Below are 11,160 nucleotides of genomic sequence, written 5' to 3'. Positions count from 1 at the left end.
CGCTGGCCCTCGAGGACGGCATCGGAACGTTCATCCTCGCCGGCGACGACCCGAGCGCGCTGCGGGAGTTCGGCGAGGAGGTCGCGCCCGCCGTGCGCGAGCTCGTCGCGCGCGAGCGCAGCGCCCGGGGCACGTCGCAGGCGCCGGTGCGCTCGGCGGCTGAGCTCGCCGCACGCCGCGACGGGATCGCCTACGACGACGTCCCTGCGGGCCTGCGCGCGATCGAGCCCGGGCACTTCGAATACGGCGACGTGCGGGCGACGTACATGCGCGGCGGTGCTCCGGGCATCGTCCTGCAGCCCGAATCCGCCGCCCAGGTCGCCGCGGCCGTCGGGTTCGCCCGCCGGCATCCCGATCTCCCGCTGTCGGTGCGCAGCGGCGGCCACGGCATCAGCGGCCGCAGCACGAACGACGGCGGCATCGTGATCGACCTGCGCCGGCTCGACGGCATCGAGGTGCTCGACGCCGACCGGCGCCTGGTCCGCATCGGGCCGGGCGCGCGCTGGGCGAGTGTCGCCGCGGCGCTGGGTGCGCGCGGCTGGGCGCTCACGTCGGGGGACTACGGCGGCGTCGGGGTCGGGGGTCTCGCGACCGCGGGCGGCATCGGCCTGCTCGCCCGCGAGCACGGCCTGACGATCGACCACCTGCGGGCCGCCGAGGTGGTGCTGGCCGACGGCTCGATCGTGCGGACGGATGCCTCGTCCCACCCGGATCTGTTCTGGGCGATCCGCGGCGCGGGCGCGAACGTCGGGATCGTCACCTCGTTCGAGTTCGAGGTCGACGAGGTCGGCGAGGTGGGGTACGCGCAGCTCGCATTCCAGGTCGATGACGTCGCGGGCTTCCTCGAGGGCTACGGCCGGATCGTCGAGGCATCCCCCCGCGATCTCACGCTCTTCCTGCTCACCGGAGCCCCGCGGCCCGGCCAGCCCCAGATCGTGCAGCTCTACGGGATCGTCGATTCCGACGACCCCGACACGATCATCGCGCGCCTGCAGCCCTTCGCCGAGCTCGCGCCGCTCGCGCAGCAGTCCGTGCAGCTGACGACGTACGCGCAGGTCATGGCGAACGCCGATCTCGGCCCGCAGCACGGGGCAGGCGAGCCGCACTCGCGCTCCGGCCTGATCGAGCACGTCACGCCTGAGTTCGCGGCGGCGGTCGAGCGGATGCTGGCATCCGGCGCGGTCCCGTTCTTCCAGCTGCGCGCGGTCGGCGGCGCCGTCGCCGACGTCGCCGAGGACGAGACGGCGTACACCCACCGGTCGGCGAACTTCTCGGTCGCCGCCCTCGGCTCGCACCCCGACCGGCTCGACGCGCAGTGGCGCGCCCTCGCCGACCACATCGACGGGATGTACCTGAGCTTCGACTCGTCGCTGCGGCCCGAGCGCATCGCCGAGGCCTTCCCGCCCGAGACTCTGGCGCGGCTGCGTGCGGTCAAGGCGGCCTACGATCCGACCTGCGTCTTCCGCGACAACTTCGCCGTCGAACCGCTGGACGCGGGGGCCGCGGCCTGAGCCGAGGCATCCGCTCGTCGTCGTTGACGCGTCGCCCCGCTGACCGCTCCCACGGCGCATAACTCCTGCAGTTCGGCTGACCGTGGCGACGCGGGTCCCGTGATTCCGCGGCGCGCGGTGCCGCCGCACGCCGACGTGCAGGAGTTATGGTCCCGAAAGGTCGGTGAGTGGCAGAGCCGTCCCCTCCCCGCGGAAAGGGAGGGGGATCGAGCAGGAATGAGGAAGCGCGGTGTCCGCGATGGGAGGCACACTGTAGGGTCGCCATCGATCGAGAGGACCTCATGACCGAGCCCCACATCGCCGACTCGCACGCGGTGATCCGCGTGGTCGGCGCCCGCGAGAACAACCTCAAGAACGTCGACGTCGAGATCCCGAAGCGCCGGCTGAGCGTCTTCACCGGCGTGAGCGGGTCGGGCAAGTCGTCGCTGGTGTTCGGCACGATCGCGAACGAGTCGCAGCGCCTCATCAACGAGACCTACCCGACGTTCGTGCAGCAGTTCATGGGGCAGCTCAACCGCCCCGAGGTGGACGCCCTCGAGAACGTCAGCCCTGCGATCATCGTCGACCAGGAGCGGATGGGCGCCAACTCCCGCTCGACCGTCGGCACGGCCACGGACGCCCACGCGATGCTTCGCATCCTCTTCAGCCGCATCGGCCAGCCGCACGTCGGCTCGCCGCAGGCGTTCTCCTTCAACATCCCCTCCGTGAAGGGCGCCGGCGCGGTGACCTTCGAGAAGGGCGGCCAGAAGGTCAAGGAGCGCCGCAGCTTCGAGATCACCGGCGGGATGTGCCCCGACTGCGAGGGCCTCGGCGAGAAGAGCGACGTCGACCTCGACGAGCTCTACGACAAGACCAAGTCGCTCGCCGACGGCGCGCTCACGATCCCCGGCTACAACGTCGACGGCTGGATGGTGAAGGGGTTCACGGAGTCCGGCTTCGTCGACCCGGCCAAGCCGATCCAGGACTACACCGACCAGGAGCGCGAGGACTTCCTCTACAAGGAGCCCACGAAGGTCAAGATCAACGGCATCAACATGACCTACGAGGGGCTCGTGCCGAAGATCACCAAGGCGATGCTCCAGAAGGACCGCGACGCGCTGCAGCCCCACATCCGGGCCTTCGTCGAGCGCGCCGTCAAGTTCATGCCCTGCCCCGGCTGCAACGGGACCCGCCTGAACGAGGGCGCGCGGTCGTCGAAGATCAAGGGCATCAACATCGCGGATGCCGCAGCCATGCAGATCTCGGATCTCGCGGCGTGGCTCGAGACGGTCGACGATCCGGCGGTCGCCCCGTTGATGGTGGGGCTGCGTCAGACGATCGGATCGTTCGTCGACATCGGCCTCGGCTACCTCTCGCTCGATCGCGCGTCGGGCACGCTCTCGGGCGGCGAGGCGCAGCGCACGAAGATGATCCGCCACCTCGGGTCCGCCCTCACCGACATCACGTACGTCTTCGACGAGCCGACCGCGGGCCTGCACCCCCACGACATCCAGCGCATGAACACGCTCCTCCAGCAGCTGCGCGACAAGGGCAACACCGTGCTCGTCGTCGAGCACAAGCCCGAGGTGATCGAGATCGCGGACTACGTCGTCGACCTCGGTCCGGGCGCGGGCCGAGGCGGCGGCGAGATCCAGTACACCGGCGACGTCGACGGGCTCCGGGCGTCCGGAACGATCACCGGTCGGCACCTGGGCGACCGCGCGCGGCTGAAGGAGTCCACGCGCAGCGCCCGCGGTGCGCTCGAGATCCGGGGAGCGACGCAGCACAACCTCAAGAAGGTGGACGTCGACATCCCCCTCGGCATCCTGACCGTCGTCACCGGCGTCGCCGGATCGGGCAAGTCATCGCTCATCCACGGGAACGTCCCCGCCTTCGACGACGTGGTCGTGGTCGATCAGTCGCCGATCAAGGGGTCGCGCCGCAGCAGCCCGGCCACGTACACCGGCATCCTCGACGCGATCCGCGCGGCCTTCGCGAAGGCCAACGGCGTGAAGGCGGCGCTCTTCAGCGCGAACTCCGAGGGTGCCTGCATCGCCTGCAAGGGGCTCGGCGTGATCATCACGACGCTCGGCTTCACCCAGACGGTCGAGACCCTCTGCGAGACGTGCAACGGCTCCGGGTTCAGCGACGAAGTGCTCGAGTACACCCTCGACGGGAAGAACATCGCCGAGGTGCTGGCGATGTCGGCGGGCGAGGCATCCGAGTTCTTCACCAAAGGCCCCGCGCACACCACCCTGATGCGCATGATCGACGTGGGGCTCGGCTACATCACGCTCGGCCAGGCGCTCAACACCCTTTCGGGCGGTGAGCGCCAGCGGCTGAAGCTGGCGATCTCGATGGCCAAGAAGGGCGCGATCTACGTGCTGGACGAGCCCACGACGGGCCTGCACCTGGCCGACGTCGACAACATGCTCGGGATGCTGGACCGCCTCGTCGCCGCGGGCAACAGCGTCATCGTGATCGAGCACCACCAGGCGGTGATGGCGCACGCCGACTGGATCATCGATCTCGGACCGGGCGCCGGCCACGACGGCGGCAGCATCGTGTTCCAGGGGACGCCGGCCGAGCTCGTCGCGACGGGCGACTCCCTCACGGCGCAGCACCTGCGCTCGTACGTCGCCGGCTGACAGCCGCGCCGCATGGGTCTTTGTCCCCATGGGCGGCGAGGCGAACCCCGGAATACGATCTCCCGAGGCGGGAGCCTGCAATGAGACCCCGGGTCCACCCGGGTTAGGCTGAAGCTTCCCTTGCCGCTGCGCTCGCCACGCATGCACCGACCGCCGGAGGAGGCCGAGGTCCGATGACGTCATTCGCGTGGCTTCGCGCACGCCCGCGGGCACTGGCCTCGGCAGGTGTCGTGACGGCCGCCGCGGTGGCGATCACGACCATGGCGTTCGTGTACCAGGGCAACCCCACGACCGAGGTCGACCTGCACGACGGCGGCGTCTGGGTGACGAAGCAGTCGGCGCTCCTCGTCGGCCACTTCAACCACGAATCGCAGGTGCTCGACGGCGGCCTGCGCACCGCGAGCGGCGAGTACGACATCCTCCAGTCGGGTGCGAACGTGCTCGTCGTCGACGAGAGCGGTGCGAGCGTCACCGCCGTCGACCCGGCGATGGTGACGCTGACCGAGTCGGCCGACATCCCTGCCGGAGCGAAGGTCGTCCTGGGCGGCGCGACCGTCGGCATCCTCGACCGCGGCTCGGGCGACCTGTGGGTGGTGCCGGCGCAGAGCATCGCGTCCTTCGCGGTCGAGGCGGCCGAGCCCCTCGTGAATCTCGGCGAGGGGGCGGATGTCGCGGCCGGCGTCGACGGCACCGTCTACGCGGTCTCGCCCGAAGCCTCCGAGCTCGTCACCGTGCGCACCGACCCCGAGGGAGCCCCGGCGGAGCCGGAGCGTTCAGGCGTCGAAGGGCTCGAGGAGAAGGCGCCGCTGACGATCACGGCCGTCGGCGACCGCGCCGCGATCCTCGATTCCGACAGCGGAACGGTCTTCGTCGACGGGCGCCGCACGCAGGTCGAGGGCGGTCAGACCGCCGTCCTCCAGCAGCCGTCGGCGCAGAACGACTCGGTGACCCTGGCGACCGCGTCGTCGCTCGTGCACGTCCCGCTCGACGGCTCCGAGCCGGTCGCCACGAGCTCGGGGGCTCAGGGCGAGCCGGCGGCGCCGGTCTTCCTCGAGGGATGCTCGTACTCCGCGTGGAACGGGTCGGCCGCGTTCATCCGGGACTGCGTCGGCGAGGCCGATGACCTGACGACCGACATCGACGGGCTCGACCCGACGTCGGTCCTGCGCTTCCGCGTGAACCGCGACGTCGTCGTGCTCAACGACGTCATCGGCGGTGCGGCGTGGATGGCCAGCGACAGCATGCAGCGCGTCGACAACTGGAACGAGATCACCCCGCCCGAGGGCGAGGCGGAGGAGGACGAGCAGACCACCGAGGAGACGGTGGAGACGACGCTCCCCGAGCGCTCGGAGAAGAACACGCCGCCCGTCGCCACCGACGACGAATTCGGCGTCCGCCCCGGCCGCACCACCCTGCTGCCCGTGCTCGACAACGACAGCGACCCCGACGGCGACGTGCTCACCGCGACGGTCGCCGACGGCGGGCCGTCGTTCGGCGAGGTCACCGCCATCAACGACGGCGCCGCTCTGCAGGTCGCTGTGCCCGAGAACGCGTCGGGAACGACGTCGTTCGCGTACGGCATCGACGACGGGCGGAAGGGCACCGACACGGGCACGGTCACCCTCAGCGTGCACGACTGGGGCATCAATGCCGCGCCGGTCCAGAAGCGCGTCACGACCGTCGTCGTCGAGGCGGGCGGCGTCGTCTCGTACAACGTGCTTCCCGACTGGATCGATCCGGACGGCGACGACGTCTTCCTGCAGTCGGTCACCCCTGCGCCGGGCGACGAGGCGGACTTCACCTCGGACGGCCGCATCACCTACCGGGCCGTGGGCGGCACGCAGGGCCGCAAGGACGTGCAGATCGTCGTCTCGGACGGCGACGAGGAGGCGGCCGGCATCGTCCGCTTCGACGTGCGCCCGGTCGGATCGACCGACCCCGTCACCAACGCCGACCGCGTCGTCGTGCAGGCGGGTCAGGTCGCGACGGTCGCGCCGCTCGCCAACGACACCAGCTCCGGCCGCGAGCAGCTCCGGCTCGTGCGCGTCGACGAGGTCGCCGGCGCCACCATCACCCCCGACTTCGCGAACAAGACCTTCGCCTTCCGGTCGGATGTGCCGGGCACCTACTACGTCCAGTACCTCGTGGCGGCGGGAGCGAAGAACGCCGAGGGCCTGGTGCGGGTCGACGTGCTCGCCGAGGCGGACACCACGCTGCCCCCGATCGCGGTGCGCGACGTCGCGCTGCTCCCGAGCGGCGGCGAGGTGCTCGTCAACGTGCTCACCAACGACTCCGATCCGGCAGGCGGCATCCTGGTGGTGCAGTCGGTCACGGTCGAGCCGAACTCCGGCATCACGGTGGCGGTGCTCAACCACGAGACGCTCCGCATCAGCGATCAGGCCGCGCTCGGCACCCAGGTGCGCATCTCGTACCGGGTGTCCAACGGCCTGAAGTCCGCTGAGGGCGAGGTGATCGTCATCCCGATCCCCGCCCCCTCGCAGCTGCGTCCGCCGGTCGCCAACGACGACCAGGTCGTGGTCCGTGCCGGCGACGTCGTGAACATCCCGGTGCTCGAGAACGACTACCACCCGAACGGGGACGCGATCCACGTCGCGCCAGACCTCGTCGCGCCGCTCATCGAGCCCGAAGAGGGCGAGATGTTCGTCTCCCAGGACGTGGTGCGCTTCCGCGCATCGGACGAGCCGGGGACCGTCTACGCGACCTACGAGGTCATCGACAGCACCGGGCAGAAGGATGCCGGCTACGTCACGATCCAGGTTCTCCCGGTCAACGAGGAGACCAACGCCGCGCCGCGGCCCCGCGACATCGTCGCCCGCGCCCTCGTCGGCAGCGAGGTCCGCATCCCCGTGCCGCTGGACGGCATCGACGCCGACGGCGACTCGGTCCGGCTCGAGGGCATCGCCTCCCCGCCCGACAAGGGACGCGTCGTCGAGGTCGGCTCCAACTACATCGTGTACGAGGCGTTCGACGAGTCCGGCGGCGTGGACGCGTTCACGTATCGCGTGCGCGACCGTCTCGGAGCCGAGGCGACGGGCTCGATCCGCATCGGCGTCGCGCCCGCGGAGAGCGCCAACCAGGCGCCGTACGCGGCCAAGGACGCGGTCGTGATGCGACCCGGCCGCACCGTGGCGGTGCCGGTCGCCGCCAACGACTCCGATCCCGACGGCGACCTCTTCTCGGTGCTGCGCGACGGCCTGATCATCCCCGAGGTCGACGGCCTCGACGCGAGGGTGTCCGGCGACCGGGTCCTCGTGACCGCCCCCGACGAGGAGATCGAGACGTCGGTGCAGTACACGATCCGCGACGACCGCGGAGCGACGGCGACCGCGGTCATCCAGGTCACGGTCTCGGAGGACGTGCCGCTGCTGCGCCCGATCGCCCGCGACGACTACGTGCGCGCCGTGGACGTGGAGGGAGCGATGGTCGACGTCGAGGTGCTCGCCAATGACGAGGACCCCGACGGCACCGTCGAGGATCTCGACGTCGCGGTGGCAGGCACGGGCGCGCGCGTGCTCGGCGACGGCTCGGTGCGGATCGAGCTCGACGACACCGACCGGATCCTCACCTACACCGTCACCGATCTCGACGGGTCCACGGCATCCGCATTCATCCACGTCCCCTCGCTCTCGTCGCTGCCGCCGACGCTCATCTCGACCGACGCGATCGAGGTGCGCAGCGGCGAGACCGTCGAGCTCCCCCTCGAGGACCACGTCCGCGCGGCGGGCGGCGGCCGCGTCGTCATCACCGAGGCGGCCAAGGTCAGCGCGGTCAACTCCGACGGCTCGAACCTCGTCAAGGATCAGACGACCCTCGTCTACACGTCCAAGCAGGGCTACTTCGGCCAGGACGCCCTCACCTTCGAGGTCACCACGGGCTCCGGCCCCGATGACCCCGACGGGCGCAAGGCCACTCTCACGATGCCGATCACGGTGCTGCCGCCGGACAACCAGCAGCCCGAGTTCGTCGACGGGCAGATGGATGTCGCGCCCGGCGAGGATCCGACGACTCTCGACCTGCGCGCACTGACGACCGACCCCGACCCCGAGGACATCGACGGGATGCGGTACGAGATCGTGGGCGGGGTGCCCGACGGGCTGTCGGCGAGCGTCGCCGACCAGGAGCTGCGCGTGAGCGCGGGATCCGACACCCCCAAGGGCACGCTCGAGCGCCTGACGATCCGCATCTCGGACGGCGAGACCGACCCCGTCGAGGGCACCGTGACGGTGCGGGTCACCGCATCCACCCGAGAGCTCGCCACCGCGAACGACGACATCGTCGCCGAGGCGCACCAGGGTGACACGGTGGTGGTGCCGGTGCTGCGCAACGACGTCAACCCGTTCCCCGAGACGCCGCTGCAGCTCGTCACGGTCATCCGCGAGACCGGCAACGGCGTCGCCGAGATCTCGGGCGATCAGGTGAGCGTCACCCCCGATTCCGAGTTCTTCGGCACGATGGTGGTGCGCTACCGCGTGGCCGACGCAACGGGCGACCCCGACCGCGAGGTGGAGGGACGCATCCGGCTCACCGTGCAGGGCAAGCCCGACGCCCCCGGCACGCCCACCGTCTCGAGCGTCCAGGACCGTACGGTCGTGCTCTCATGGACGCCGCCGTCCAACAACGGGGCGGAGATCACCCACTACGAGGTCTCGTCCACCGCCGGGAACTACTCCCAGCGGTGCGCGGCGACGACCTGCACACTCTCGAACCTGACGAACAACGTCGAGTACAACTTCACGGTGGTCGCCGTCAACCGGGTCGGCCCGTCCGACCCGTCGGCGCCGTCCGAGACCGCGCGGCCGGACGCCCGTCCCGACACCCCGAACCCGCCCACGCTGGTGTTCGGCGACCGCAGCCTGCAGGTGTCGTGGGTCACGCCGACCACACCGGGCTCGCCGGTGGAGACGTTCACGCTCGAGATCTCGCCGGCCCCGCCGTCGGGCATCGTGCAGAAGACCGGACTCGTCGGCAACAGCACTGTCTGGGAGGGGCTCGAGAACGGCGTGGCCTACCAGGTGCGCGTCCAGGCGCACAACCGCGCCCCCGAGCCGTCGAGCTGGAGCGCGTGGTCGGCCACCGAGGTCCCCGCGCGCGCACCGGATGCGGCGGCCGCGCCGACCACGGAGCGGCTCGACCCCGTCGGGAGCCAGGCCCAGATGCGCGTCTCGTGGGTCGCACCGCCGAACAACGGCGACGCGATCGCGGAGTACCGCCTGAACGTGATCCGCGGCGGGGCGGTCGTCAGCACACTGAGCGTCCCCGGTGGCCAGACGTCGCAGGCGCTCGCGATCGACGCCTCGACCAGCGACTACACCTTCACCGTCGCGGCCCGCAACAAGGCCGGCTGGGGTGCCGACAGCGCCCCGTCGGCGCCGCGCCGCGCGTTCGTCGCGCCCGGAGCGCCGACGAACGTGCAGGCCTCGACCCCGCGCGGCGACTCGACGATCGACGTGACCTACAACCCGGCACCGGGCAACGGCGCGAACCCGGGCGAGCTGCGCTACGAGTTCTCGCTCAACGGCAACGCGTGGCGGGCGGACTGGGACGGCCGGACCATCGGCGGCCTGAACAACGGCCAGGCCTACACGGTGCGCGTGCGCGCCTACACCGCGATGGACGGCGTGCGGTACGACGGCGCCGAATCGGCTCCTTCGAACCAGGTCATCCCGTACGGCCCGGTGCGCAATCCCTCCGTGGGGGCCAGTGCGAACGGCCGCGACATCACGTTCACGTGGAACGAGCCGGCACCCAACGGCCGGGCCATCACGCAGATGCAGATCCGCATCGACGGCGGCAACTGGCAGAACGTCGCGAACAACGGCTCGCGGACGAACACGTATGCCTACAGCACCCGGCACACGGTCGAGGCGAGGGCTCAGGACGCGGCCGGTCAATGGTCGGGGATCGCCTCGGCCGCCGCGACCACCGTCGACGAGCCGCGGCAGCCGCGGGCCTGGGTGGAGCGCGGGACGAGCGCCGTCGGGCAGGAGAACTGCGGAAGCTCCTCGTGTGCGTTCTTCAAGGTCCAGACGCGGGACTTCCCCGCCGGCAGCTACCGCTACGAGTGCTGGGGCAACGGGAGCAAGTTCAACACCTGGGAGGGCCCGGTGAACTTCCCCGCGAACGGCAGCACTCAGCTGCAGTGCTACTACGGGATGCCCGGGGCGAACGTGTGGGTGGTCCTGAACGGAACGAGATACGAGACGACGCAATGGTGACGCGACTGCGCTCCGCCACGAGAAGGAAGACACGACGATGACCATGACCCCCGAACAGGCCGCCTGGTTCCAGGGAACCTTCGCGCGCCTCATCGACAACGTCGACCGTGCTGTCCTCGGCAAGCGCGAGGTCGTCGGCCTCGTGCTCTCGGCGATGCTCGCCGAGGGCCACGTGCTCCTCGAGGACGCCCCCGGCACCGGCAAGACCAGCCTCGCCAAGGCGCTGGCCGCGACCGTCCAGGGCACGAGCAGCCGCATCCAGTTCACGCCCGACCTGCTGCCGTCCGACGTCACCGGCGTGACGATCTACGACCAGGCGTCGCACCGCTTCGAGTTCCACAAGGGGCCGGTGTTCGCGTCGATCGTGCTGGCCGACGAGATCAACCGCGCCTCGCCGAAGACGCAGTCCGCGCTCCTCGAGGTGATGGAGGAGTCGAGGGTCACGGTCGACGGCGTGACGCACGAGGCCGGGCGGCCGTTCCTCGTCATCGCGACCCAGAACCCCATCGAGCAGGCGGGAACCTACAAGCTCCCCGAGGCGCAGCTCGACCGCTTCCTCGTGCGCACGTCGATCGGGTACCCCGATCTCGCCGCCGCCGAGCGGATCCTCGCCGGCGCCGCCGACCGCAACCCGGCGGCGAGCCTGTCCGCGATCATCACGACCGGAGCGGTCGCCGACATGGCCGATCTCGCGGCGACCGTGCACACGGAGTCCGCGGTGCTGCGCTATACCGCGCAGCTCTCCGAGGCGACGAGGACGGATGCCGCCACCCGCCTGGGCGTGTC

The 11,160-nt window shown here is 70.8% G+C and carries 4 protein-coding genes; all 4 read left to right on the top strand.

Features of this window, described 5'->3' with window-relative positions:
• The coding region (locus ACE3O1_RS12465; RefSeq protein ID WP_374315508.1) for an FAD-binding oxidoreductase at positions 1–1,511 on the top strand (1,511 nt) is incomplete at its 5' end.
• A 281-nt stretch (positions 1,512–1,792) separates the two neighbouring features.
• Positions 1,793–4,138 (top strand): ATP-binding cassette domain-containing protein, encoded by a 2,346-nt coding sequence (locus ACE3O1_RS12460; protein ID WP_374315506.1) that lies wholly within the window; start codon positions 1,793–1,795, stop codon positions 4,136–4,138.
• A 173-nt stretch (positions 4,139–4,311) separates the two neighbouring features.
• Positions 4,312–10,374, top strand: coding sequence for an Ig-like domain-containing protein (locus tag ACE3O1_RS12455; protein WP_374315504.1), 6,063 nt, complete (start codon positions 4,312–4,314; stop codon positions 10,372–10,374).
• A gap of 37 nt (positions 10,375–10,411) precedes the next feature.
• A partial coding sequence (locus ACE3O1_RS12450) for an AAA family ATPase (protein WP_374315502.1) occupies positions 10,412–11,160 on the top strand: 749 nt, incomplete at its 3' end.

Origin of the sequence: Microbacterium sp. (assembly GCF_041909575.1) — a bacterium.
Taxonomy (GTDB): Bacteria; Actinomycetota; Actinomycetes; order Actinomycetales; family Microbacteriaceae; genus Microbacterium.
The sequence above is the reverse complement of the archived record's forward strand: the minus strand, read 5'-3'. Positions and strand labels throughout refer to the sequence as shown.